Source organism: Actinomadura nitritigenes (assembly GCF_017573545.1).
Taxonomy (GTDB): domain Bacteria; phylum Actinomycetota; class Actinomycetes; order Streptosporangiales; family Streptosporangiaceae; genus Spirillospora; species Spirillospora nitritigenes.
Genome location: NZ_JAGEOK010000030.1, coordinates 18027 through 43783, shown reverse-complemented (window position 1 = coordinate 43783; position 25757 = coordinate 18027). Strand labels below are relative to the sequence as shown.

Sequence of the window (25757 nt, the reverse complement as noted above, 5' to 3'; positions counted from 1 at the left end):
TTCAGGAGGTGCCCATGGCCGCCCCCGGCCGCCCCCCGCGCGTCGCTTTCCTCACCGCGCTCGCCTGCGCCGTGAGCGCCTGCGGCGTGGGGCACCGGGCCGCACCAGAGGCCACCAGCGCCTCCCCCACCGCCGCGATCTCCTCGCCCGCGCCCGCGTCCCCGACCTCGTCCCCGAGGGTGCCCCGCGGCCTGCCCGACCTCTCCCGGCTCGACCAGAGCGACGCCACCGCGGTGTCCAAGGCGGCGCTCACCCTGATGTGGACCGTCGACTCGGCCATCGACCACGGCCAGCAGGACGCCTACCAGCGAGCGACCCCCCTCCTGGACAGCGTCTACAAGGCCGTCATCGATGGCCAAGGCGGCGGCAGCATGCCCGGGCTATGGAGCCGCCACCGTGCCTACGCCAAGGTTCGCCTCACCCGGCAGACCCCCTTGGGTGACGTCCCCGCCGACACGCCCAAGCTGGCGCACCGGCAGTGGCGGATCGACGTCACGCCCACCGGCCGGGACGGGTGGAAGGGCGACCCCGTCCACGCCACCGCCTTCGTCACGCTCCGGCGCGACAAGCCGAGCGGACCGTGGCGCGTGTCGGCGGTGGGCACCACCTGAGCGGCGAGAGGGCACCCATGACGAGGGCATGGCCGGGCGGCGCGCGGCGGATCCGGCGCTCGCCGCGGCCCGGAAACGGACACATCCGGACACTACGATCGAGGAGGTTCTGTGGCCGGTAATGACGACGATGACGTCTACACGCTCTTCTTCGGCATCGGTCTGCTGGTCGTGCTGCTGGGCGGGGCGAGCAGTTTCCTGACCTGGCTGGCGGGTCAGGTGTCCGGTGTCATCGCGGGCGGTGGCTGGCCGGACTCCGACCCGACGGACTGCCTTCCGATCACCTTCAGGCTCCTGACCCACCCGAGCGACCCGCGAAGCGCGTGGCCGCCGGCCGCCGCGGCGGCCCTGGGGTCCGGGCCGGTCTTCTTCACCCTGCTCATCCTGTTCCTCACGGTCGCGGCGGTGGGGACCTACTTCGCGGTACGGCTGTTCCTCAACTTCCGGCGCCGCAGGACGGTCCGCCGGTTCCGCCTCGGCTACGCCTCCGGCTGGGAGGTCCGCAAGCTGCTGAGCGCCCGGACCGTGCAGAACAAGGCCTGGCAGGCCCGCCCGTCGACGCACGGCCAGAACGTCCGGAGGATCAAGCCCGAGGAGGTCGGCTTCTACATCGGACGGGACATCAGGTCCCGGCGCAAGCTGTACGCGTCCATCGAGGACATGGCGATCATCATCTCCGCGCCGCGGCAGGGCAAGGACGTGCACTTCGTCACGCCGTTCACCATCGACGCTCCGGGCCCCGTCATCGTCACCTCCAGCCGGCGGGAGACGTTCGTCAACACCGCCATGGTGCGGGCCCAGTACGGCGAGGTCTATGTGTTCGACCCGTGGAACTGGACCGGATGGCCGAACCGCATGCGCTGGTCACCGCTGCAGGGGTGCGAGGACCCGAACGTGTGCGCTGTCCGGTCCGGCACGCTCGTGGAGGCGAGCGGTTTCTCGATCGGGCGGGAAGGCGGCATCGTGCTCAGCGGCGTCATCACCATCATCCGGTGCCTGCTGCACGCCGGCGCGATCGGCAGGGTCAGTTTCCGGGAGGTGATGCGCTGGATCTACGAGGCGAACGGGGAGGAGCCGCTCGAGATCCTGCGGCAGGGCGAACGGGAAGGCCGGACCGCCCCGGGGTACACGGGGCAGCTGGAGTTCAACATGCGGGACGAGCGCCTGTGGTCCGGGGTGATGCAGGTCATGCATGCCTTCTCGCATCCCCTCGTCCTGGAGGACTGCTCGCCGGAACCTGGGGAGGAGTTCGACTTCGCCAAGTTCCTCAAGGGCCGGAACACCCTGTACTTCGTCGCGAAGAGGCAGCCCGACTGGGGCGGCATCGCCCCGGTCGTCACCACGATCCTCGAACAGTACTTCCGGTCGGCGCGCGGTGTGGCGATGAAGAACCCGACGGGTCGCCTCGACCCGCCGCTGACCTTCGAACTCAATCAGGTCGCCGACGTCTTCGTGTCGGGCGGCCTGCCGACCTACATGGGCGAGTCCGGTGGATACTCCATCTCCGTGCACGTCTACCTGACGTCACTGGCGGAGGCCCGCGCCAAGTGGGGCGCGGACCGCACCGCGGCCCTGCTGGACAACGCCACCATGAAGATCATTTCGGGTGGCGCCGGAACGATCAAGGACATCTCCGACCTCTCCGACCTCGTGGGCAAGCATGAGGGGAAGCAGATCCTGACCCCCGAGGAGCTGCGGACCATGCGCTTCGGCCGCGCCGTCGTCGTCGCCGGCACCGCGCGTCCCGTCGAGATGTGGCTGACCCCCTGGTGGAAGCGCAAGGACCGGGAGGCCATCGTCCGCAGCAAGGAGGCGGTCGAAGCGATGATCCGCCAGAAGGACTCACCGCCGCCGTACGCGCCGCCGCCGGCCGGCCCGGCACCGGCCGCCCTTCCGCCCCACGACCCGGCGCCGGACGCCTCGCCGACCGACACCCGGCCGACCGACGACCCGCCAGCCCAGCCGAGCGACACCCGGCCGAGCGACACCCGGCCGAGCGACACCCGGCCGAGCGACGACCCGTCTGCCGACCAGCGGGCGACCACCAGAACGGCGACCGACGAGCGAGCGACCGACGAGCGAGTGACAGCCAGAACGGCGGCCGACAGGCGGGCGGCCGACGGATCAGCGGACGCCGGTGGCACGGCGCCCGCGAACTCCGCGGCGGACGACGATGAGTCGATCGTGTGGTGAGAGGGACGTCCGGGGTTGCGGTGAGGGCCGCACTCCGGACGGTCCGTCTGTGGGCCCGACGTGCGGCGGCCGGTCCGGGGCGGCCTGTGCCGCACCCGGCCGGAGCGCCGAGCGGACCACAGAACCTCGCCGCCGACCCGATCACCCGGCAGGCGGCCGGACGCGGAAGGGCACCGTGACTCCCACCTCGCGGATCAAAGAAGAGTTCTACCTCCGGCGGACGGTCGGCGACGATGTCCCGCTGTTCGTGGACGCCACCCGGTACGCCCGGGAGCGGGCGCCCTACCCGCTGAGCACCAAGAGGGCGCTGAAGGCCACCTGCGCCGTCCGGACGGACGACGAGGTGGTCGCCTTCAGCCTGCGCGACTACACCGCGAGGCAGGCCGAGCGGGAGGTCGAGCACGTCGAGGACACCGTGGGCACGACGACGGTGACCCGGAGCAACGTGCTGCGGCCCCGGATGCCCCGCGCGACCCTGAGCGAGCTGGCCGAGGCGGCGCGCGCGTTCTCGGCGGTCCTCGGCGACGAACTGATCGTCGATCTGGAGGGCGACCTGTACGTCCTGGCGCTCACGGACCGGCGGGACGGGGCCGGTCTAAACCTCGTGGGCAGGCTGTCGGCGACCCTCGGCGGAGGGCACGCCCGGACGGCCGCCGTCGACACCGATGCCGAGTTCAAGATCCCGACCTCGGGCGTCCGGCTGCGCGTCTTCCTGCGCTCCCCCGTACGGCGGCGGGTCGTCGCGTACGCCTTCAGCGGCTACCTCTCCCGCAGGCCCGGCGAGCTCGAGACGCTGACCCGCGCCACCGCGCTGGCCCTCAACAGCGCCCATGACCTGGCGGCCTTCCGCCTGCTGTCCGGGCTCGGCCGCCTGGAGGCGCCGCCCGCGCCCGGGCACGCCGCGGCCGAGCCGAGCCCGTCGGCCGGACCCGTCGCGTTCCCGGTGCCGGTCCGCCTGGCCACCGCCGACGGGACCCCGGCGGCCCGAGGCGACGTCATAGCGGAGATCGATCTCGACCGGCTCGACCCGGTGACCGGCGGGCTGCTCATCCACCTGCGCGACGAGCTGACGTGGAATCCGGCGGTCGTCGGCTCCGTCCGGTTCGAGTCGTACCGGCAGGTGCTCCGCGAGGCCATCGCGGGGCTGATCGACGCGTCGTTCGGCGCCGGAGCCGTGCGCGACATCGCCTACGACATCATGCTGGGCGATGTCGATCGCGTCGCCGTCGCGGGCCTGCGCGCCGCCACGGCCGGCCTCCCGGCCCTGGAGGCCACGCCCGCCCGGGTCGAGGTGCGGCCCCGGCAGCCGGACACCGGCCGGCCGGAGGCCGCCCGGCCGATCCCCTCACGTATGGACGCCGAGATCGCGGGAGCACTGAGGAAACTGTGATGGCCACTGCGCCCAACGTCATCGTGGCGGGGCACCCGGACCTCGCACGGAAACTGCGGAACACCGGCCGGTTCCCGGCGGTGTTCGACGTCCCGTCGGCCACCGCGCTGCGGGAGCTGTCCCAGAGCGGCAGGGTCGCCGCTCCGGCCACGTTCATGTTCGGGCCGGCCTTCGAGGAGGACCTCCCGGACGCGGGGGTCGCCGTCCTGGCCAACGGGCTGGCGGCGAGCGGGTTCGCCGTGCTCGTCCACTCCGTCTTCTCCGAGCGCGGCGACGTCTTCGACCCGCGGGTCATGGCGGACACCGGGCCGCTGACCATGGCGCAGCTCCTGGAGCTGCTCTCGAGGCCGGACGCTCGGCCGGCCCCTCCGCGCAGGCCCCCGTCCGAGCCGCCGCCCCCTCCCCGGCGCGAGCTCCTCCACGAGCCGCCGCCGGCCGCGTGGACCACTCCCGCGCCGATGCCCGCCGAGCCCGTCCCCGCTCCGCCCGTCGCTGCTCCGCCCGTCGCTGCTCAGCCCGTCCTTGCCCAGCCGCAGGCCGTGCCCGTCCAGCCGCAGGCCGTGCCCGTCCAGCCGCAGGCCGTGCCCGCCGAGGAACCGCCTACCGCCCCGGACGCCGACTCGGACGACCCGCCGGAGTACGACCCGCCGGAAGAGGACGCGGAGTACGAGGACGAGTACGACGAAGGCGAAGACGCGGAACCCTCTGAGGACGAGGACGAGGAGGACTTCGAGGACGTCCCCGTCGCCGGCGAGCAGGGCCCGGCGGAAGGCCCCGAGCCGGAAGCCCCGCACGAGGACGAGCACGACCATCGGCACGTCGCCGAGACTCGCGCAGAGCCGTACCCCTTCGTGCCGGCCGAGACCCGCGCCGAGCAGTACTCGCACGACCCGGCCGAGCACTACTCGCACGACCCCGCCGAGACCGTCGCCGAGCCTTACTCCCCCGCCCCGGCCGAGGCCCGTGCCGAGCCTCAGCTCCCCGCCGAGTGGATGTGGAAGGAGACGGCACCGGAGCCCGACCACTACGCCGGGCCTCCGCCGGAGCCCGACCACTACGCGGCGATGCCACCGGGACCTGGATGGCAGGGCGGGCAGGGGCAGTTCCCGGGGCCGGGTGCGCCCGCCCCGGCACAGGCGGCGCCGTCGGGCTCGCGCCGCGGCAGGATCGTGCTGATGGTCGCGGCGGTGTTCGTGCTCCTCGCCGGGCTGATGGGCGCGGCCGTACTGGCGGTCGGGCCGGGGAAGGACGAGAAGCACTCCGAGGCGGTCACGTCCCCCGGTCCCTCGCCCACGTCATCCGCTCCCGCGTCGTCAGGGGCCACGTCTCCGGCGCCCACCTCGCCGGGGGGCGCGTCCCAGGTCCCGACGTCCACCCCGACGGCGGTGCGGCCGGCCGAGCAGTACACGCCGACCAGCGTGCGCATCGCCGACAGCCGGGTCTCGATCGAGGTCAGCTGGAAGGACGCCAGCGGCGGCAAGGCCGCGTACTACGTGGTCGGCGGCCCGGCGGGGCAGAGGCCCTCGACCCTGGCCAGCACCAAGCAGGGAGCCACCAAGGTCGTGGTCGCCGCCCTGAACCCGAGCGTGGAGTACTGCCTGACGGTCGTCGCCGTCGTGGACGTCGACCGGGTCGCCTACGCCCGGCCCGTCTGCACTCACCGCGGCAAGCGGGAGGGCTGAGCCGCCCAGAGCGGCGCGCGCGGGTCCCACCACCAGGACAGGCGGCGCGGGAGCGGCCGGGAGCGCCGCAGCGCGGCGGACAGGGAGCGGACCTCCGCGACCGCGAACGCCGCGTCGTCCGGGGTGACCGGCCCGCCGAACCCGGCGGCGTTCACCAGCCCGGCCACCCTGTGCAGCCGTCCGGAGTCGACGCCCGGCAGTTCCCGGGCGAGCCGCTCCGACATCTCGGGGGCGGTCGCGGACGCGGGCACGGTCAGGCCCGCGATGCGCATCGCCACCAGCAGCTCGGTCCATGCCGCCAGGATCCGGCCGGACGCGGGGCCCCGGCGCAGCCGCCGGAACCGGATCGCCCGCAACGACGGGACCCCCAGCAGCAGGGCCACCAGGGCGGCCAGCAGGAGCCCCGGGACGACGAGCAGGAGCGTCTCGCCCGCGCCGCCCGACCGCGACCGTCCGTGCCGGCCCGCGCCGTCGCCGGCGAGGTCCTGGTCGGGGCCCGTGGTCGGGCGTGCGCCGTCGCCTTCCGCCCGGGCGACGGTGCGCGGCCTCGCGGCCGCCTGCGAGCGCGTGCGCGGGTTCGGGTCGAACGGCACCCAGCCGATGCCCTCGAAGCGGATCTCGCCCCAGGCCACCGCGTCGCCGGTGCGGACCACCCGGGTGTCGCCGCCGCTGCCCGGCCCGAACCCGACCACCACCCGGCTCGGCAGCCCGGCCTCCCGGGCGAGCACGGCGAACGCGCTGGCGAACTGCTCGGACGTCGCGCCGCCGCCCTTCTTGCCCGGTGCCACCAGCAGCCGGGAGAGCTCCTTGTAGCCGTGCCCGCTCGGGGCGCCCGGCTCGAAGGTGTAGGACTTGCGCAGGTACTCGGCGAGGCGGGACGCGCGCTTGTAGGCGGGGCCGTCCCCGGCGGCGGCGAGGGCGATGTCGGCCAGCTTCGGGGGCGCGCCCGGCGGGAGCCGGAGGTAGCGGTCGTACCCGGAGCCGGAGACCGCCGACGCGCGGTCCGCCGGCCGGCCGCTCCAGTCGGGGACGTTCCCGGTCGCCGAGTACGTCCGCCCGGCGACCGGGCCGTCCGAGGACAGCAGCGTGCCGGACTCCTCGTCGTCGCCGACGCCGATGCCGCTCACGCGGGTGGCGGAGCCGGGGACCGGCACCCACTCGCCGGGCAGGCCGCTGACCGAGACACGCACCGTGGTCCGCACCGTCTTCGGGGGCGTGCCCGCCGCGGGCGGCAGGATCGACCCGCCGGGACGGTACGTGCTGTCGGGCAGCCAGACCGGTCCGGTGAACTCGCCGAGCGCGACCCACCGCAGGCTCGTCCGCGGACCCGTCACCTGCATCAGGGGCGCGTCGGGCTGGGCGGACCAGGCCGACAGGTAGGACAGCGGGTTGCGGAGTTCGACCGGCGTCTCCGGGGCGGCGGCCTTGCGCGGGTCCGCCGCCCGTGACGGCCAGCCGTCCAGCGCCCCGGACGCGGCGGCCGCGTAGACGGCACCGGGCAGCGCGACCACGCAGGCCGCGGCGACGGCCACCGCACCGATGCGGGCGCGCCACCGGCGCGCCCCGCCTGTGGGTTCCGTGCCGGGCAGCGGCATGGCGAGCCCGGCGCTGGCGGTGTCCGGGCGAGCCTGCGGAGCGGTCAACAGCAGCAGGGCCGCGGCGACGGCGGTCAGGGCGGCCGACCAGTAGCCCGGCCCGCCCACCCGGGGGTTGAGCGCCGCGGCACCGCAGAGGACCAGCGCGCCGGGCAGCAGCGCCGGCAGGACGCGGCCGTCGCGGCGCAGCACCGTCGCGATCGCGCCGGCCAGCCAGACCGCCGCCACCGGGAACGCCAGCAGGTCAACGGTCGCCGGGGCGTGCGGTGCCGTGGTCAGGATGCGCGCACCGGAGTGCAGCACCGCGTCCACGGCGGCGGGCACCGGGCCCTTGACGGGTCCGGGAGCCCAGGCGGCGAGCGCGACCAGCCAGACCGAGGCGGCCGGCAGCCCGGCCGGAATCGCGGCGGGGCCGATCCCGCGCGTCAGCCGGTGCGCCGCCGACGTCACCGCCACGGACAGGACCGCGGTGGCGGCCAGCACCGCGAACGCCGGGAGCGGCCGGTCGTAGCCCGCGGCCAGCAGCGGCGCCGAGGCGGCGGCGGCCAGCGCGACCGCAGCGGACGACAGCACTCCGCGGGCGGCGCTCACCGGGCCCACCAGCGGCTCTCGTTCCACTGCGCGGCGAAGGCGGCCGCGTCGGCGGCGCGCAGGAGCCGCGCACCGGCGTGCGGCGCGGGCACCCCGTCGCCGGGGTCGCCGGGGCCGATCAGGCCGACGAGCGAGAGGGTCCGGCGGGCGGCGAGCACCCGCAGCGCGGCGGCGACGTCCTCGACCGCCGCACGGGTGGACAGCAGGACGACCGCGGGTCCGGACGGCGCGGACCGCAGGCCGGCGCAGGCCGCCGGGAAGTCGGCTCCAGGCCGGCCCCGGGCCTCGGCGAGCACGTCCAGGTGCGCGATCGTCCCCGCGGTCGCGGGCGAACGCGCGCCGCCGGCCAGCCGCAGCTCGACGGGGACGTCCGGAGCGGACGCCACGATCGAGGCCGCGGCCTCCGCGAGGGCGTCCAGCTCGGCGGGCCCGTACCGGTCGTCGACCAGCACGGTCATGCCCGGGCTGGCGGAGTCCATGTGCTCGCGGACCATCAGGCGGCCGCGGCGCGCCGAGGTGCGCCAGTGGATCTGGCGGACGTCGTCGCCGGGCACGTGCTCGCGCAGCCCGGCGAAGGCCCCCTCGGAGGCGCGGACCGACGCCGACGAGGTGTCGCGCCCGCCGCCGCCGGCGGCCGGTACCGCGGCGAGCCGGTAGTGGCGCGGGTGCACCAGCAGCCGGACCGGCACGTCGTCGGCGGGCCGGACCGCGCGCACCAGCCCCAGCGGGTCGGTGCGGACCAGGCTGAGCGGACCGGCCTCGACCGTGCCGCGCCGCGGCGCCGACAGCAGGTACCGGATCCGGGCGCGGGCAGTACCGAGCGGCAGGACGACCGCCGGTCCGGGGCCGGCGACGCGTTCGGCGACGGCGCTGCGGCCGTCGCCGCCCGGCTCGATGTCCAGGACGACGGTGACGGCCGAGCCGGCGCGGACCCGCGAGGCCGTGGCCCGGCGGCGGACCCGTGCGGCCGGCGGCCGTCCGGCGACGGGTACGGCCAGCACGACGGCCAGGACGGCGAGGGCGCCCACCACGCCCGGCACCAGGTAGCCCAGGGCGAGGCCGCCGCCGCACAGCACGGCTCCGGACGCGAGCAGCCCCCAGCCGCGGGCCGTGGGGCGGGGAGTGCCGCCTGCCATGCTCCTAGCGCCCGTTCCCCTGCGGGGCCGGGACGGGGACCTCGGCCAGGATGCCGTCCAGCAGCTCCGCGGCCTCGGCGGCGGTCGTGGCGCCCGACATCGGCACCAGCCGGTGCGCCCACACCGGCCCGGCCAGGGTCTTGACGTCGTCGGGGGTGACGTAGCTGCGGCCGTGGGCCAGCGCGTACATCCGCGCCGCCCCGCACAGCGCCATGGACGCCCGCAGCGACACGCCGGCCCGCAGGTGCGGATGCCGCCGGGTGCGCTGGGCCAGGCGCAGCACGTACTCGTAGACCGGGTCGGCGAACGCGACGCCGTCGGCGGTCGGGCCGAGCCACGCCATCGCCTCGGTGTCCAGCACCGGGGTCAGTTCCTCGGGGACGGTCAGGGCCGAGCCGCGCAGCAGCGCCATCTCCGCGTCCTCGCCGGGGTATCCCAGCGACAGCCGCATCAGGAAGCGGTCGAGCTGGGCCTCGGGCAGCGGGAAGGTCCCCTCCAGGTCGACCGGGTTCTGCGTCGCCACCACCAGGAACGGGCGCGGTACCGGGTGCGCCTTCCCGTCCACCGTGACCTGCTCCTCCTGCATGACCTCGAGGAGGGCCGACTGCGTCTTGGGAGAGGTCCGGTTGATCTCGTCGACGATGACGACGTTGGCGAACACCGGGCCGGGATGGAACTCGAACTCCCGGGTCCCCTCGTTGAAGATCGTCACGCCGGTGATGTCGGAGGGCAGCAGGTCGGGGGTGCACTGCACGCGGCCGACCGTGCCGCCGGTCACCGCCGCCAGCGCGCGGGCCAGCGTCGTCTTGCCCATGCCGGGCAGGTCCTCCAGCAGGATGTGACCGCCCGCGGCGAACGCGGTGAGGATCAGCCGCACCGTGGCGGGATCGCAGCGCGCCGCCTTCTGGACGCCCTCGGCCATCCGGTCGAAGGCGTCGGCCACCCGCAGCGCCCCCTCCGGGGGAATCGCGGGCATAGCGGTCATGGTGCTCACTGGGTAACCCTCCTAGCCGCAGTTGGCCCAGCCGGACGAGGCGCTCGCGCCGGACGCGCCGCCCGAGTAGCGGACGCAGATGCCGGGCGCGTGGACGAAGACCGGCCCGGCGTAGTACTTGAAGGTGCCGCTGTCGCTCGCGACCTTGCCCGTCTGGCTCTGCAGGCGGACCCAGACACTGGTGCCCTTGCCGATGTTCGTGGTCTTCATCGTGACCGCGCAGTTGTTCTTCGTGGTGGCGCTGTAGAGCTGGTAGATCCGCCCGCCGGCGAACGACGTCGACCGCTGGATCTGGTAGTTGCCGCCCGCGGACGCGTTGCAGACCTGCTGCGGCGTGTACGGGTTCCTGGTCTGCGTGGGCTTCGGCTTCGGCTTGGACGTCGTCGGCTTGCTGGACGGCTTCGACGTCGTCGGCTTGCTCGACGGCGTGGAGGTCGTCGGCTTGCTGGACGGCTTGGACGTCGTCGGCCTGCTCGACGGGTTCGTGCCCGTGGACGGGTTCGTGCCGGCGGTCGGTGACGTCGAGGGGTGCCGCGTGGGCAGCGGAACCGACGGAGCGGGTCCGCTGGGCGTCGCCGGTGACGGGGACGGTTCCGTGGGCCCGGTCGGGGCGGGGTTCCCGGGCTGCCTGGTGGGCCACGGCCCCTCGGGCGTCTGCCGCGGGGGGTTCGGGTCGAACGGGTTCGGGAAGACCGGGTCGGCGGGCGGCACCGGTACCTGGGGCGGGCTGTTCTCCCCCCCGCCGGGCGTGTCCGGGCCGTTTCCGCCGTGCCCCCGCCCGCCCGGGTACTTGCCGATCGTGCGGGCCACCCCGTCGTCGCCGACGACCAGGGCGTCGGTGCTCCCCGGCGCGTTGACGAACAGGTTGCCCTCGCGGACCTGCACCTCCAGGTCGCCGCGCCCGGACGGCATGTTCAGCACGCCGGTCTGCCGCCCCGACGGCTCGAACACCCGGACCTGCCCCGTGTTCCGGACGGGGAGGTACACCTTGCCGGCGAACGGGACGGCGGGCTCCTGGACGGGGTCGCTCAGCGGGAAGGACCGGACCGGGCCGCCCTTGCGGACGTCGCCGAGCGTGACCACCGAGCCCGCGGCGGGCACGGTGACCGCGGCGAGCGCGCCGTGGGTGCGGTCCGGCACCATCGCGCCGTCGAGCGGAACGGACACCGGGACCCGGCGGGCGGCGTCGCCCGTCGCGACCACCAGCGCCCGCCCGCCGCGGTCCACCACGAGCGCGCCGTGGTCCAGCACGGTCACCGCCAGATCGTGGCCGGGGTCGGAGACCCCGACGGTGTGGACGACGGTGGCGCCCTTGGCGGTGACCTTCAGGGCGACGGCGGTGCCCTGCCCGGGCGCCGCGACCCACAGCAGGCCGGTGTCGTCGAACTCGCCGCCGACGAGCGGTCCGGGCAGTTGCAGCACCGGGCCGACGGGACGCAGCGTGGACGGGTCGAGCGCGCGCACCGCGCCGGAGGTGCGCTCGATCAGCGCGGCGGCGTCGCCGCCCATCGCCAGGTGCGGATCGCCGCGGGTGCCGATGTCCAGCCGTCCCGAGAACCCGAGCCCGTTGAGGTTGAGCGACGACACGCGGCCTGTGTCCAGGTCGTGGATGAGCAGGTACCTGTCGTTCTGCGTGACCTGCACCCGGTGGCCGCGGGCGTCGGTCACCTGGCGGCGCTGCTCGACCTTGCCGCTGTCGGGGTTGACCCGGTCCACCTCGCCCGCCGACCGGCTCCACAGCCAGGCGCTGCCGTCGGATGCCGCGATGGCCAGACCGGCCCGGCCCCCGCCGAGGAGGGTGGCCAGCAGCGCGGCGCTGAGCAGCACCGCCGCGGCCCACCAGCCGGCCCGCGCGCGCATCGCGGCGGCGACCTTCTTCCGCCCCATCACAGCCATCCCCTCATTGCGTGCCGCCACCGCCGCTGCACCGGCTCCTCGGAGGGCATGTCGACGGCCACCACGGCAGGTCTTCTCCACAGATCAGAGGTGCTCGCTGAACCGGTCGGCGAACGGCCGGCCGCGCTATAGAGCAACTGTCCGGAGGAAGGGGGGTTTGGCAACCGCCGCCGGGCCGCCCGCCGCGTCACCCGGGACCGGCGGGGATCAGTCGTCTTCCAGGAAGTACCGTCCGAGGACCTCGCTGAAGCGGTACTCCCGGGCCTCGAGGATCCGCACCGCCCGGTCGGTGAGCACGCCGCCGGGCCGCCCGGGATTCGCCTCGGCGAGCATCCCCTTCTTCCGGGCCAGCCGGATCCAGTTCGCGACGCCTCGCCAGCTGCACCCGGTGACCTCCTCCACCTTGCGCACCGGGTCGGAGTAGCCGAGGTCGACGTACCACGAGTAGATGGCGGCGACGATCGCGAAGAACTCGTCCGGCCGCCCCGCCCTGCCGGGCCGCCGCACCGAGCGCGCCGAGCGGTTGATGTGGCGGGCCATCTTGTCGATGGTCTCGGAGAAGCAGTCCTCGCGGGCCATCCGCTGGACCATGCTCGCCTGGGCCTTCGCCACCCTGGAGATCCGCGCCAGCGGGATCGTGCGCAGGATGTCGACCGTGATGCCCTGGTCGGTCTCCTCGGCGGCCGCTCCCGGCGCGGCCCTGATCACCATCTCCACCGGGCCGGCGGCGGCCGGCACGGCCCAGCGCATCGTCACCTCCCAGGCCCCGGTGACGAACCGGTGCTCGACGCCGCTCCCCGGTTCCGCGAACTCGTCGCCGGCCATCCCGGGCTCGGTGACCTCGAAGAGGTCCGTGGAAGCGATGATCTCCGACCTCTGCTGCTGCGTGATGCTCATGATTCCTCAACAAGTCGCGGGCGCGGGCATCGGGCGCCCTGTCGTGGGTGATGACCGGGACCGCGGCGCCCGGATGCCTCGTCCCGTCTCATCCGGGGCCGCCGGACGTCGCGGCGTGTGCTCGCAGGACCGCGAGCATGGCCTGGTTCTGCCGGTAGGTGCCGATGCTGATGCGCACGGAGTCCTCGATCCCGGGGACGGCGCCGCAGTCGAGGATCCTGATGCCGGCCTGCCGCATCCGGTGCGTGAGCTCCTCCGGCCGGTCGACGTCGACCAGCAGGAAGTTGGCGTCACTGGGGTGGACCCGGATGCCGGGTAACGTGCTCAGCGCGTCCTCGACGCGCCGGCGCTCGCCGAGGACGCGGCCGATGTTGGCGCGCGCGTACTCGATCCCGGCCGGGCTGACGGCGGCCGCCACGGTGGCGATCGTCGACTGGGTCAGGGGGCGGGGGATGGCGATCCGCTCGAGGATGCCCACCACCGCCGGATGGGCGATGACGATCCCCACCTGCTCGCCCGCGAGGCTGTACTCCTTCGACAGCGTCCGCAGCACGACGAGGTTGGGGTGCGCGTCGATCTCGCGGGACAGCGGCGCGTCCCCGGAGTACTCGACGTAGGTCTGGTCGGCGACGACCAGCGCCTTGCCGAGCAGGCGCGAGGCGAGCTCCAGCACGTCCGCCCGCCGCACCAGGTTCCCCGTCGGGTCGTTGGGCGTGCAGAGGAACAGCACCTTCAGCCCGGGATCGGACCGGTGCACGGCCAGGATCCGGTCGGGGTCGAGCTCGAAGCCGGCCTCCTTGCGCAGCGGCACCTCATGGATCGCGACGGACTGGAGCCGGGCGGAGACCGCGTGCCGGCCGAAGACGGGCGGGCAGATCAGGATGGCGTCCTGCCGGGCCGCGCAGAAGGCGCGGACCAGGAGGTCCGTCGCCTCGTCGACGCCCCGGGTGATCAGCATGCGGTCCCGGGGGGTGCCGAAGCAGTCGGCGAAGCGATCGAGGAGGTGCGCCGGCTGCGCCTCCGGATAGCGGTTGTGCGGCAGCGCGTCCACGCCGGCGGGGAACGGGGGGTACGGATTCTCGTTGGCGTCGAGCCGGGTGAGGACGTCGCCCTCCCGCTGCGCCGTCCGCCCCGGCGCGGAGGAGGCCATCTCGAGGATCTCCGGCCGCGCCAGCCTGGTGATCTCCTCCATCACGTCCTGCCTTCGCGCCGGCGGGGCTTCCCCGGTGACACCGAGTTCCGACATGGGTTCCTTACTCTCTCCGACGCCTCGACCCGACCGGCACGAGCGCCGTCCCTGTAGAACCGTTCGGCGGTGGCATCGAACCGCAACCCCCGGTCGCAGATGCCCGCGCCGCGACGGGTACGGGCGCGGCGCGGGATCGCCGCTGGTCATCGCCGCTGTCGCGGGCGGCCGCCTCACGTTCCCGGACGCTGCGTTGTCGAACCGTTGAGACCCCGCCGGCGAGCGCCCGCGGGCTCCGGGTGACGGGAGAAGGAGAGTTCGATGAACGTGTTCTTGTGGATCGCGCAGGCGGTCCTGGCCGCCCTGTTCGCGATGTCCGGCCTGGCCAAGGTCGCCCAGCCGAAGGCGAAGCTGGTCGGCAAATACCAGTGGATGGAGGACTTCTCCCAGGGGGCGGTCCGGTTCATCGGCCTGGTGGAGGTGCTGGGGGCGCTCGGGGTGATCCTGCCGGGCGCGACCGGGATCGCGCCCGTGCTGACACCGGTCGCCGCGTCGGGGTTCGCGGTGCTGCTGGTCCTGGCGGCGGCCCTGCACATCCGGCGCAAGGAGCCGTCGGCGCTGGGGATCACCGGCTTCCTGCTGGCGCTCTCCGTGCTCGTCGCCTGGGGGCGGTTCGGCCCGTACCACTGGTAACGCTCCCACGGGCGATACCAGCCGGTAATCGCGGCCGCGAAAACCTTGATCGCGGAGGATCCGGCTTCTACCCTGCCAGTCAGTAATGGAACGGTCCCCGCCCCGTTTCGGCCGTTACCACGTCCCTGGAAGGGGCCCACCCCCGTGAAGCGCTTCGCCCACCGCGTGCTGCCCGCACGCGTCCTGCCCGTCCTGGCGCTGGCCGCACCCGCCGTCATCGCCCTCGGCGCGGCGCCCGCCGCCGCGGACGCCGCTCCCGTGTCCTTCAGCTACGCCGACTGCCCCGACTCGCTGCCGGTCGGCGCGGACCCCGGGAACTGGATCTGCGACAACATCGTCATCGGCGGCGGCACGATGAAGATCGGCTCGATCCAGCAGACGCTCACCAAGCCGATCTCGATGACGGTCCAGAGCGGCTACGACCCGGTCACCGGCGAGAACATCAACATCTTCGTCAAGATGCGGTCCCAGCAGGAGACCGTGCCGGGAGGCGTGCTCGGCGTCCCCGGGACCGAGAACATCCCGCTGCTCAGCCTGAAGGAGAAGACCCAGTACGCCGGGAACTTCTCGCTCGGCTTCACCGCGGCCGGCGGCTACGGCTCCACCATCGACCTGCGCGTCAAGATCATCAACTCGCTGCTCGGCGACACCTGCTACATCGGCTCCAAGACCGACCCGATCAAGCTGAACCTCGAGGGCGACAACGACTCCCTCAAGTGGTACGACAACGCGATCGGCATGACGATGAACGACACCTCGTTCGCCGCGCCCGGCACCACCGGCTGCGGGCTGTTCGGCGGTGTCGCGAACTTCCGCGCCGGCCTGCCCTCGGCGTCCGGGAAGAACGCCGCGAGCCTCCAGCTGTACCTGTCCAGCAAGCCCTACACCGAATTGTTCCCCGCTCTGAAGGCCCAGGCCAAGAGCAGCGCTTCCACCAAGATGCTGCCCCTCGGCCTGCCGCAGAGCATCAAGCCCGGCTCCTAGCGAGCCTCTCTCCGGTGCTGACCGGTGCGCCCCCGACCGGACGCGCCGGTCGGCATCGCTTCAGAGCGGTCCGACTAGGCTCGGACGATGTCGAATCGAGCGGTATCGGCGGAGGTCGGTCTCGCACGGGTGCTGGCGCACTGCGGCGGCAGCCCGGAGGCGGCCCTCCGCCATCTCGCGAGGGCCGTCGCCTCCGCGCCTCAGGAGCCCGAACCCTATGCGGCGCTCGGCGAGCTGTGGAGGGACCACCGGTCGGAGCTGGCCGAGATCGTCCATGGCGCGAGTTCTCTGAGCCTGGTGCTGGCGCGGTCGTACATCCAATTCCTCGAAGGGGACATGGACGAGGCGGCGGTCGCGCTCGGGGCGGTCACGGGAGCGCAGCCCGAGATCGCATGGGCCACGGCCCCGTGGTTCGGCGACGAGCGGTTCCTCGGTGCCGTGAGCGCCGACGCGCTGGCCGAGGCCGCGATGCGCACGATGGACCACGGCCGGAAGCTCGACACCGACGCGATGCGCGAACGGTTCCGGCCCTGGTTCCATGCCATCGACGTGGTCACCGCCCGCTCACCGCTGCCGGAGGCGCTGGCCAGGATGGCGATCCTGCTGAGGGCGTGCGACCTCATCGACGGTTCGCTCGCCCTCTGCGACAGGGCCGACTCCGTCGAGCGGATCATGCTGACCGAGGTGGTGCGCGCCGGGACGTGGCGCAAGGCAGGTGATCGGGCTCAGAGCGCGGCGGCGTTCGAGCGCGCGCTCTCCCTGGACCCGGCGAACTGGTCGCTGTATCTCGACCTGGCCGATCTGCGGGCCGAACAGGGCGACTTCGCCGACGCGGTGCGGCTGACCGATCAGGGTCTGCGGCACGAGCCGGCGGAGCCCGCCCTTCGCGCGGCACGGGCCGCCTACCGGGCCCGGCTGACCGGCTCGGCCGCCGACCTCGGCGAGCTCATCGAGCTGGCGTCGCAGGCGCCCGGCGACGCGTACCTCCATCTGCTGATCGATTGCGCGTGTCTCGGGCCGGGGCTGCCCGCCGAGCTCGTGGCGGCCGCGCGGCGCTGCCAGCAGCCCGCGACAAGGTAGGAGCGTCGCCGTCAGGGGCTTGCGGGCGGGTGGGGGCTGCGTCTGGCTATGAGGGCGTCGACCCGGTGGGGTATCTGGAGTGGCTGGTCGGGGAAGCGGTCGTGCAGGAGCCGGGCGAGGTCGGCGTCGAAGACGTTGATCCGGTCAGGGGTCAGGGTGGCGCCGATGCCGCTGGCGCTGCGCATGCGTCCCCGCCACGCCTCGTGGGTGAAGGGGACCACGGTGTCGAAGGCGAAGCCGTGCAGGTCGCCGAAGCCGGCCGCGGCCAGTTCGTCGCGCCAGTGCGGGTTCTCGGCGAGGCCGCCGACCTCCGGCCAGTCGGGGTTGTAGGTGCGGGCCAGCTGGAGGCTCGCGGCGCCCACGGTGCCGGGCTCGGTCGAGAAGTCGCGGTAGCAGATGACCAGCGCACCGCCGGCGGTGAGCAGGCGGCGGGCCTCGGCGATGGCGCGCGGGCGGTCGAACCAGTGCCAGCACTGGCCCGCGCTCACCACGTCCCAGGCCCCGACGGGCAGCCCGGTGTCCTCCGCCGGCGCGCGGTGGTAGGACACCGCCGCCTCGCCGGCGCCGCACCGTTCCGCCTCCGCGAGGAGTTCGGGGGCGACGTCGACTCCGGCCACCGTGCAGCCGGCGGCGGCGAAGGCGCGCGCCAGGACCCCCGTCCCCGTGCCCACGTCGACGACCCGGTGGCCGGGCAGCCCCACTCCGCGCGCGGCCAACCCGTCGAACAACTCGGGCGGGAACCCCGTCCGGTACCTCGCGTAGTCGTGGGCCGTCGGGCCGAAGTTCACCGCCACGTCGCTCATTGTCCGGCCACCGCCCGGACGGTGCCACCGCGGCCCGCCGTCCTTGCCGTCCGGCACGGACGGCGAGGAGGCTTCCTCCCTGGTGGGCGCGGTGGTTCAGGCCGGCGCCCTGCGAACGCCCGATCGGCGTGACCGGGCGCGATGTCGTCCGGTTGGACCGTTTTCCGGTGATCGGTGGTTCTAGGCTGTCCGGCGTGACCTCTGGGCTGACGGTGATCGACGGGCGCTTCGAGCTGCGGGGACGGCTCGGCAGCGGCGGGATGGGGACGGTCTGGCGCGCGTTCGACCTCGCCCTGCACCGCGAGGTCGCACTGAAGGAGGTGCGGCTCGCCGGCGCCGACCCGTCCGGGGACGATCCGGCGGTCGCGGAGATGCTGCGCGAACGGGTGATGCGCGAGGCGCGCGCCCTGGCCCGGCTCCACCACCCGAACGTGGTGACCATCCACCACATCGTGGACTCCCCCGACATGCCGCACCCGTGGCTCGTGATGGAGCTCGTCCCCGGGCGGTCGCTCCAGGACCGGCTCGCGGACGGGCCGCTGCCGCCCGCGGAGGCGGCGGCGATCGGGCGCGGGATCCTGGCGGCCCTGCGCGCCGCGCACGAGGCGGGCATCTGCCACCGGGACGTGAAGCCCGCGAACGTCCTGCTGCGCACGGACGGCACGGCGGTCCTGACCGACTTCGGCATCGCGGTGCTGGAGGAGGCGTCGCGGGTCACGGCCACCGGCGGGCTCGTGGGCTCGCCGGAGTACATCGCGCCGGAGCGGCTGCACGGCCGCGAGGGCGATCCGGCCTCGGACCTGTGGTCGCTCGGGCTGCTGCTGTACGTGGCGGTCGAGGGCGGGAACCCGCTGCGGCGGCCGACGGCGGCGGCGACGCTGGCGGCGGTGATGGCCGCCCGGATCCCGCCGCCGCGGCACGCCGGGCCGCTCGCGCGCGCACTGCAGGCGCTGCTGGTGGCCGACCCGGCCGCCCGGCCTACGGCGTCCGAACTGGACCATCTGCTGGCCCAGGCGGCGGACGCCTTGCAGAGTCCCCCGCCGTCCTCGCCGTTTCCGCCGCCCGTCCAGCACGCGGGCCCCGGCACGGACCCGGGCGCGTTCCCGGGGACGGCCTCCTCGCCCCCGCCGGGGCGGCGGCGCCGGACGGGGCTGATCATCGGCGCGATCGCCGTGCCGCTGGCCTGCGTGGCGGCGGTGCTGCTGGTGACGGCCGCCGTCTTCGTCCCCGAATTGCTCGATCGGACCGGCGACGCCGCGACCGGCGAGGGCCTCCCGTCCGGCCCGGTGGACGCCGGCGGCGACCGGAGTCCCGCGACGGCGGCCGCAGGGCCGAGGACCCTGCTCACCCCGGCCGCCGTCCGCGACGTGATCAGGAAGTTCGAGAAGGCGTCGGGCTCCCGGCAGTTCGCGGAGATGACGGTCTACGCGGGCCGCGCGACCGCCGACGCGCCGGTCCGCGGCCGCCGCGGCGCGTTCGACGGCTACACCTACGAGAAGGGCGCCGACGCCGCCGTCAGGACGGGTCCCAGCGTCGGTGTCACCGATGACGCCAAGGTGAACCTGAGCGGCTTCAACTGGAACGCCCTGCCGGGCCTCATGAGCCGGGCCGCGCGCACACTGAAGGTGCCGAAGCCGACGAACAAGTACGTGATCGCCAAGGCGTCCTGGGCGTTCAACGGCGACCGGCCGACCATGATGGTCTACTTCACCGACGACTACGGCGGCGGCTACCTCGCGGCGAACGCCCAGGGCAAGGTCATCAAGATCGTCCCGTCCGGCTCCTGACGTCCCTCCCGAGCCGTGTGACGGATCGTCAGGGGGCGAGGCGGATCACGGACGGGGCCCCTTGGCGGGGCATCTTCACGTAGGGGCAGAGTTCGGCCGCCTTCGCCAGCAGCTCGGCGGCCGTCGAGCGGTCGACGTCCGGCCATGTCACGAGCAGTTCGGTCCGCACCAGATAGCCGCCGTCGGCGGGGTCGCGGCCGAAGGACACGGACGCGTCCACCCGGATCGGCGCGGGGTCGAGCGCGTGCCGCCGGGCGAGCAGGCTGAGCGCGCCGTGCAGGCAGGCGGCGACGGCCGTGGCGAAGAGCTGCTCGGGGTTGGGGCCCGCGGCATCGCCGCCCAGTTCCCGGGGCGCGCGCAGGTCCAGGTCCAGGGCGCCGTCGGAGGAGCGGGCCCGGCCGGTCGCGCGGGCGTGCGCGGAGGCGCCGCCGCTCACGGTGACCCGGGCGGTGTAGATCGGCGCGAAAGCGGGGCCGTCGTAGTCGTCGTCCGGAGAGAGGGTCGGCACGGGGATCGGGTCGCTCACCGGCTCCCCCCGTCCCGTCCGGGGGCCTGGACAGGCGGAGCGTCGTGCTCGGGATGGTGCCAGCGCCGCAGCTTGTCGGGGTTCAGCATGATCCAGACGGCGGTCACCGCGGTGCCGGCGGTGCTCACGCCGACCACCGCCACGGCGCGGCCCGTCCGGTGCAGGACGAGCCCCGTGCGCCCGTTGACGGACCGGACGGTCACGACGGTCCGGGGCCGCCCCGCGAGCAGGGCCGTCATGAAGCGGGCGACCGCGTCCGCGCCGTGCGCCGGGTGGGCGGCGGCGCGCACCTTGCCGCCGCCGTCGCTGACCACGATCGCGTCGGCGGCGAGGACGGACGCCAGCGCCGCCGCGTCCCCGGCGCCGCACGCGGCGGCGAACCGGCGCACCACGCCGTCGTGCCGCGCGAGCAGGGCCTCGCCGGAGCGGTCCGGCCGGGGATGGCGCCGCAGCCAGGCGGCGACGGGATCGGTCACGGGTCCCGGCCGGCGGACCTGGTCCCGGCGCAAGCCGACCTCCCCGCGCGGACCGACCTCCCCACGCAGACCGACCTCGCCGCGGACGGACCCGTCCCCGCGGACGGCGATGTCACGGCTCCCGGCGTGGCCGCCGGTAGCGAGGAGGTCCAGGCAGATGCCGCCCGCCACCCGCGTCAGCCACGCCCTCGGCACCGCGATGCCCGCGCGCTCGTCGTCGTCGAGCGCGTACCAGCGGCGGTACGTCTCGTGGACGATCCGGTCGGCGGCGTCCGCGCCGAACATCCACTCGGCGATGTCCAGCAGGTGCCGCCGCTCGTCGAGCATCTCCGCCAGCGACACGGTGCCGCCCGGGCCGGTCATCGGCGGCCGTCCGGGCGCGCCCCGGGCGGGAGCGCGGCGGCCCGGGGCGCGCCCGTGTCTGCGGAGCGGCCGCCGGCCGCCGGGATCGTCCGCACGTTGGTCCTCACTTCGCTCGGTCGCCGGCGGCGATGCCGCCGGTCGGACGTCGCCAGCTAAGACAGGACGGAGGCCCCCGTTGTGACCGGGGTCGCGCGCGCCCCGGTCAGGCGGCGCCGGACACCGCGGCGATCTTGGCGGGGTTCATCATCCACATGATCCGGCCGATGCCGCGGTCGGAGGCGTCGACGGTGAGGACGGTGAAGGTCTCACCGTCGCGCCGGAGCAGGGCGGCCGCCTGCCCGTTGACGGTCGCCCATTCGACGTCGACGCCCTCCCAGAACCGGAACGCGAACGCCCTGACGTACCTGGCGACGCGGACCGCGCCCACCACGGGGAAGCGGGAGGCGCGCGCCGCGCCGCCGCCGTCGGAGTAGCTGACCGCGTCCGCGGCGAGGAGCTCCTCCAGGGCGGCGAGGTCGCCGGCGCGGGCGGCGGCGACGAAGGCGGTCAGCAGCCTGCGCTGCTCGGTCCCGGTCACCGGCGCCCGCCGCTCGGACCGCAGGTGCTTGCGGGCCCGGCTGACGAGCTGGCGGGCCGCGGCCTCGCCGACCTGCACGATCGCGGCGATCTGCGGGTACGGGTAGTCGAACGCCTCCCGCAGGACGTAGGCGGCGCGCTCGGTCGGCGAGAGCCGCTCCAGCAGCATCAGCACCGCGAGGTTGAGCGCCTCGCCGCGCTCGGCGCCGAGATGCGGATCGGCTTCGGTGTCGACGGGTTCGGGCAGCCAGGGGCCGACATAGGTCTCCCGGCGGACGCGGGCGGACCGCAGGACGTTGATCGCAAGCCGCGTGGTCGTCGTCGCGAGGAACGCCGCGGGGTCGGCGACGGCGGCGCCGTCGTAGGTCTGCCACCGCAGCCAGACGTCCTGCACCAGGTCCTCGGCCTCGGCGGCGCTGCCCAGCATCCGGTAGGCGATGCCGAACAGGCGCGGGCGCACCTCGGCGAAGACCGCCGTGGCGTGGTCGAGATCGCCGTCCGGTCCGCCGTCCGCCACCATGATCGCCCCCGTTCCGGATGCGGGCCGGTCCGGTCGCACCCGCCCTCGAACAGCTCAGACAAGGCGGCCCCGCGTTCTGTGACAGCCGCCCGCCGGTGACCTCGTCCGCGGGACCGGGCGAACGCCGGGCTCGCAGGGTCTTTCCCGCGGATCGGCGGAGGCGTCGCGCGGCGGTGGGAGTTCCACGTTCCGCCGCGCGACGCGTCCGCGAACCGCGCCCGTCGCGCCCCGGCCGGGTCGGCCCCGGCCGCGCCGCGCCGGGCCGGATCAGCCCTCGACGGCGCCGACGGCGTCGAGGATGGAGGCGACCACGGCGTCGGGCTGCGAGGCGGCGATGGCGTGCGAGGCGCCGGCGACCTCGTGGGTCCCCCGGGACGAGGCCCGGTCGGCCATGAACCGGACCACCTCGGCCGGGATGTTGCGGTCGCTCTCACCGAACACGAACCACGACGGCTTGGTGCGCCAGGCGGGCTCGCTCACCTCGAGCGCGGCGCCCAGCGCCCGCTCGGTCACCGGGCGCTGCGTCGCCGCCATGAGGGCGGCCTCCTCGGCGTCCAGGTCGGCGCAGAACTGCTGGTGGTACTTCTCCTCGTCGATCCGGAACTCGTTGCCGCCGGACGCGACCGGGTAGCCCACGAGCGCGTCCCCCAGGGTGCTGCCCTCGAACTTGCCCGACAGCTCCAGGGCGCTCTCGCCGGTGTCGGGCGTGAAGGCGCCGACGTAGACCAGCGCGCGGACGGCCGGGTCGCCGGCCGCCGCCGCGGTGATCACCATGCCGGCGTAGGAGTGGCCGACCAGGACGACCGGGCGGCCGATCCCGGCGACGGCGTCGCGCACGTAGGCGGCGTCGCCCGCCAGGTCGCGCAGCGGGTTGGCCACGGCGACGGCGCGGAGCCCGTGGCCGTTCAGGCGCCCGATGACGCGGTTCCAGCTCGCGGATTCGGCGAACGCGCCGTGGACGAGGGCGATGACGGGCTTCTCGGTGCTCATCAGGCGTCCTTTCCGGTGTTCAGGGCGGCCTTGAGGACCGCGATGGCCTGGGCGGTCGCGGCCCGGGACGCCTGGGTGTCGCGAACCGGGTCGAGCATCATGAAGTCGTGGATCGCGGCGTTGTAGCGGATGCTGGTGGTCGGCACGCCCGCCTCGGTGAGGCGGCGGGCGTAGGCCTCGCCCTCGTCGCGGAGCACGTCGTTCTCGTCGACGATGACCAGCGCGGGCGGCAGCCCCGCCAGGTCGTCGAGGGTGGCGCGCAGCGGCGAGGCGGTGATCTCGGCGCGCTCGGCCGGGTCGGTGGTGTACGCGTCCCAGAACCAGGCCATGGCCTTGGCGGTGAGGTGCGGGCCGTCGGCGAACTCGCGGTAGCTCTCGGTGTTCTGCGCGGCGTCGGTGACCGGGTAGTACAGCGACTGGTGGACGAACGTCACGTCCCCGCGCCGCTTCGCCAGGATCGCCAGCGCGGCGGCCATGTTCCCGCCGACCGAGTCGCCGGCGACCGCCAGCCGGGACGGGTCGAGGTCCTCCTCCGCACCGTGCCGGACGATCCACTGCGCCGTGGCGTAGGCCTGCTCGATCGCGACCGGGTAGCGGGCCTCGGGCGAGCGGTCGTACTCGACGAAGACGATCGCGGCCCCGGTGCCGGCGGCGAGCTCGCGGACGAGCCGGTCGTGGGTGCCGGCGTTGCCGAGGACCCATCCGCCGCCGTGCACGTACAGGACGGCCGGCAGCACCGTCCCCGCGGTCCCGGCGGGACGGACGATGCGGACCCGGACGTCGCCGACCTCGGCCGGGACGGTGATCCACTTGTCGTCGACGTCGGGCGCGGCGACCGGGCCGGACTGGACGTCGTCGAGGAGCTTCCGCGCCCCCTCGGTCCCTCGCTCGTACAGGAGCGGCGGCTTGGCGGCCGCCTCCCCGAACTCCCGTGCCGCGGGCTCCAGGACGTGCTGGCTCATGCTGTGCTTCCCTTCTCGATGGCGGTGCCGGCCGGGCGGGCCGCCCGGCCTGGCGCTTCCTCGCGGAAGTCGATCTTTCGGTGGGTCCCGTCGCACAGCGGTTTGCCGGAGCTGTGCCCGCAACGGCACAGGGTCATGCGGTTCCGGGTCTCCAGCGGCCGCCCGTCGGCCCTGTGCACCGGCACGCCGCCGGTCACCCACAGCGCGCTGGCAAGGCCGTCCTCCTCCTCGAGGACCGAGACGGCGGGCGGGAGGTCGGGCTCGATGGTGTCCCCGCCGCGCCGCAGGGCGTAGCTGTAGGAGCCGGAGGGGCAGTGGTCGATCCGGCCCATGATGTTGGAGCGGACGTCGCTGTCGCCGGTCTCGGAGAGCATCTCCGCGATCGGCCGGGTGCGCCCGATGCAGAACGCGGCGTGGATGCAGAGCTCGCCGACCCGCTGCGCCGAGATGTCCACCCCGTCGTGCACGTGCTGCAACTCCCTGTAAGGCCGGACGCCGGCGTTCTCGGTGCCGTCGAACCCGATCAGGGCGTGCGTCCCGTCGCAGAACGGCTTCGACCCCGAGTGACCGCAGCGGCACAGCGCGTAGGTGGGCTCCGTCGGCAGGGCGTCCCCGGTCTGCCAGGTGAGCGCGTCGTTCCCGGCGGAGACGATCTTGCGCTTGCGGCGGAGCGGTACGCCGCCGTAGACGAGGTACGGGCCGTCGGGGAGCACGTTGATCCGCTGCGGCTCGTCGCCGGCGGTCCATCCGCGCTCCTCCGGCGGGACGTACTCGAACGTGGGGCCGGCCATGGTGCCCTCGCCGTCGGGCGTCCGCATCAGCGCCTGCGCCTGCGCCTTCAGCTGGTACATGGTCGCGACGGCGACCGCGAGCAGCCGCGGGCTGCCGTTGAACGCCTGCTCCAGCAGGTGCAGCAGGGTGCAGTACGTCCGGTTGAACTCCTCCTGGGCCGTCCGGACCGCGCTGCCCGGAGCGTGGTCGGCGATCTTCGGGTTCGGCCGCATCGGCAGGACGCCGGCGAAGTCCACGGCGAGCGGCTCGCCGGTGGGCCCGGACCGGGGGGTGTCGCCGCGGCGGTAGCGCCGCCCGGCCCTGAGCTCCTGGAAGCGGTAGTAGTGGGCGACCTCGTCCCGGTCGGGGTGGTGGACGTCCGGGTCGCCGTCCCAGACCGCGCCGCGGGCCGTGCCTTCGCCCTCCTCGACGATCTCCTCCAGCGCGGTCAGCGCGGAGGCGAGGCCGGTGACGGCGATCATCCGTCCGGCGGTGTGCGCGAAGTGCTCGGCGCCGATCTGGCGGGCGGGGTCGCCGGTGAAGACCGCCGCCTCGCCGAGCCGGTCGCACAGGCGGCGCAGCCCGGCCTCGATCGCCTCGTAGAACTGCCCGATCGTCTCGTAGCCGTCGCTTTCGGCGGGGGCGCCGGGCGGTGCGGGCTGCTCCAGGCGCAGGAACATGCCGAGCGCCTCGTCGCCGAAGGGGAGCAGCGACAGCTCCAGCGAGGGCGCGGCGTGCGGCAGCCGCCGGGGGTGCGGCGGCAGCAGCTCCGGCGCGTCCAGCCGCGGGCTCCCGCCGACGGCGTTGAGCAGGTTCGCCGCCAGCGCCAGGTGCAGCATCTCCTCGATGAAGACGCCCGCCACCGCCTCGACGGCCTCGGGGTTGCGCTCCGGGTCGAGCGAGTAGAGCGCGCACAGGTACGGCGGCAGGGTCGCGTGCTCCAGCTCGATCGCCCACTGCAGGTGCTCGCGGAGATCGTCGAGCGTGGCGATCCCCGCCGGCCGGAGGGGAACGTGGGCATGCTGCCGCCCGGCTGGGTGGTTCATGGTGTCTCG

21 protein-coding genes are annotated in these 25757 nt (G+C 74.5%); 8 read left to right on the top strand and 13 right to left on the bottom strand.

All coding sequences use genetic code 11. The features are described from left to right. Window positions 1–14: 14 nt before the first annotated feature. The 4 genes from J4557_RS36630 (at window position 15) to J4557_RS36615 (ending at window position 5876) form a co-directional block, all read left to right on the top strand. Window positions 15–611, top strand: a complete 597-nt coding sequence (locus J4557_RS36630) for a hypothetical protein (RefSeq protein WP_208271393.1) — start codon at window positions 15–17, stop codon at window positions 609–611. 111 nt (window positions 612–722) lie between these two features. Then, window positions 723–2804 carry a TraM recognition domain-containing protein gene (locus J4557_RS51885; protein WP_208271392.1) on the top strand — a complete coding sequence of 694 codons (2082 nt, stop codon included), beginning with the start codon at window positions 723–725 and terminating at the stop codon, window positions 2802–2804. A 175-nt stretch (window positions 2805–2979) separates the two neighbouring features. Continuing rightward, a complete protein-coding gene (locus tag J4557_RS36620; RefSeq protein ID WP_208271391.1) occupies window positions 2980–4194 on the top strand; it encodes a hypothetical protein in 1215 nt (404 codons plus the stop codon). Further along, the gene (locus tag J4557_RS36615; protein WP_208271390.1) at window positions 4194–5876 is read left to right on the top strand and encodes a hypothetical protein; all 1683 of its coding nucleotides are present in this window, start codon (window positions 4194–4196) and stop codon (window positions 5874–5876) included. Before J4557_RS36620 ends, J4557_RS36615 begins: the two co-directional genes overlap by 1 nt. Here J4557_RS36615 and J4557_RS36610 read toward each other — a convergent pair. From J4557_RS36610 to J4557_RS36585, 6 genes are all read right to left on the bottom strand, one after another. After that, window positions 5852–8062 carry a transglutaminase TgpA family protein gene (locus tag J4557_RS36610; RefSeq protein ID WP_208271389.1) on the bottom strand — a complete coding sequence of 737 codons (2211 nt, stop codon included), beginning with the start codon at window positions 8060–8062 and terminating at the stop codon, window positions 5852–5854. The two genes, J4557_RS36615 and J4557_RS36610, sit on opposite strands and share 25 nt — an antisense overlap. Next, window positions 8059–9198: a DUF58 domain-containing protein gene (locus J4557_RS36605; RefSeq protein ID WP_208271388.1), complete on the bottom strand. Its 1140-nt coding sequence runs from the start codon at window positions 9196–9198 to the stop codon at window positions 8059–8061. The genes J4557_RS36610 and J4557_RS36605 overlap by 4 nt, the downstream gene beginning before the upstream one ends. 4 nt (window positions 9199–9202) lie before the next feature. After that, entirely contained in the window at window positions 9203–10174 is a 972-nt protein-coding gene (locus J4557_RS36600) for an AAA family ATPase (protein WP_208271387.1), read from the bottom strand. Between the two features lie 30 nt (window positions 10175–10204). Next, window positions 10205–12079, bottom strand: coding sequence for a hypothetical protein (locus J4557_RS36595; protein ID WP_208271386.1), 1875 nt, complete (start codon window positions 12077–12079; stop codon window positions 10205–10207). A gap of 216 nt (window positions 12080–12295) precedes the next feature. Beyond that, a complete protein-coding gene (locus J4557_RS36590) occupies window positions 12296–12985 on the bottom strand; it encodes a hypothetical protein (protein ID WP_208271385.1) in 690 nt (229 codons plus the stop codon). 88 nt (window positions 12986–13073) lie between these two features. Further along, entirely contained in the window at window positions 13074–14231 is a 1158-nt protein-coding gene (locus J4557_RS36585; protein ID WP_208271384.1) for an aminotransferase class I/II-fold pyridoxal phosphate-dependent enzyme, read from the bottom strand. A gap of 261 nt (window positions 14232–14492) precedes the next feature. Here J4557_RS36585 and J4557_RS36580 point away from each other — a divergent pair, with 261 nt between their 5' ends. The 3 genes from J4557_RS36580 to J4557_RS36570 all read left to right on the top strand — a co-directional run bounded on the left by J4557_RS36580 (window position 14493) and on the right by J4557_RS36570 (window position 16928). Next, complete coding sequence (locus J4557_RS36580; protein ID WP_208271383.1) at window positions 14493–14864, top strand: DoxX family protein; 372 nt, start codon at window positions 14493–14495, stop codon at window positions 14862–14864. Between the two features lie 144 nt (window positions 14865–15008). After that, window positions 15009–15848 carry a hypothetical protein gene (locus J4557_RS36575; RefSeq protein WP_208271382.1) on the top strand — a complete coding sequence of 280 codons (840 nt, stop codon included), beginning with the start codon at window positions 15009–15011 and terminating at the stop codon, window positions 15846–15848. A gap of 87 nt (window positions 15849–15935) precedes the next feature. Continuing rightward, complete coding sequence (locus J4557_RS36570; protein WP_208271381.1) at window positions 15936–16928, top strand: tetratricopeptide repeat protein; 993 nt, start codon at window positions 15936–15938, stop codon at window positions 16926–16928. Between the two features lie 11 nt (window positions 16929–16939). On the opposite strand, the gene J4557_RS36565 is transcribed toward J4557_RS36570, so the two are convergent. After that, a complete protein-coding gene (locus J4557_RS36565) occupies window positions 16940–17731 on the bottom strand; it encodes a class I SAM-dependent methyltransferase (RefSeq protein WP_208271380.1) in 792 nt (263 codons plus the stop codon). Window positions 17732–17925: 194 nt separating this feature from the next. Between J4557_RS36565 and J4557_RS36560 the strand changes: the two genes are divergently transcribed. After that, on the top strand, window positions 17926–19518 hold the full coding sequence (locus J4557_RS36560; RefSeq protein WP_307800409.1) for a serine/threonine-protein kinase: 1593 nt from the start codon (window positions 17926–17928) through the stop codon (window positions 19516–19518). Between the two features lie 28 nt (window positions 19519–19546). On the opposite strand, the gene J4557_RS36555 is transcribed toward J4557_RS36560, so the two are convergent. From J4557_RS36555 to J4557_RS36530, 6 genes are all read right to left on the bottom strand, one after another. After that, window positions 19547–20044 carry an Ohr family peroxiredoxin gene (locus tag J4557_RS36555; protein ID WP_208271379.1) on the bottom strand — a complete coding sequence of 166 codons (498 nt, stop codon included), beginning with the start codon at window positions 20042–20044 and terminating at the stop codon, window positions 19547–19549. Beyond that, window positions 20041–20883 carry a nuclear transport factor 2 family protein gene (locus tag J4557_RS36550; RefSeq protein WP_208271378.1) on the bottom strand — a complete coding sequence of 281 codons (843 nt, stop codon included), beginning with the start codon at window positions 20881–20883 and terminating at the stop codon, window positions 20041–20043. Before J4557_RS36550 ends, J4557_RS36555 begins: the two co-directional genes overlap by 4 nt. Window positions 20884–21085: 202 nt before the next feature. After that, the gene (locus J4557_RS36545; protein WP_208271377.1) at window positions 21086–21979 is read right to left on the bottom strand and encodes an RNA polymerase sigma-70 factor; all 894 of its coding nucleotides are present in this window, start codon (window positions 21977–21979) and stop codon (window positions 21086–21088) included. A 267-nt stretch (window positions 21980–22246) separates the two neighbouring features. Continuing rightward, window positions 22247–22969, bottom strand: coding sequence for an alpha/beta fold hydrolase (locus tag J4557_RS36540; protein ID WP_208271376.1), 723 nt, complete (start codon window positions 22967–22969; stop codon window positions 22247–22249). After that, the gene (locus tag J4557_RS36535) at window positions 22969–23931 is read right to left on the bottom strand and encodes an alpha/beta hydrolase (RefSeq protein ID WP_208271375.1); all 963 of its coding nucleotides are present in this window, start codon (window positions 23929–23931) and stop codon (window positions 22969–22971) included. Before J4557_RS36535 ends, J4557_RS36540 begins: the two co-directional genes overlap by 1 nt. Beyond that, window positions 23928–25748: a ferritin-like domain-containing protein gene (locus tag J4557_RS36530; protein WP_208271374.1), complete on the bottom strand. Its 1821-nt coding sequence runs from the start codon at window positions 25746–25748 to the stop codon at window positions 23928–23930. The genes J4557_RS36535 and J4557_RS36530 overlap by 4 nt, the downstream gene beginning before the upstream one ends. Window positions 25749–25757 lie beyond the last annotated feature (9 nt).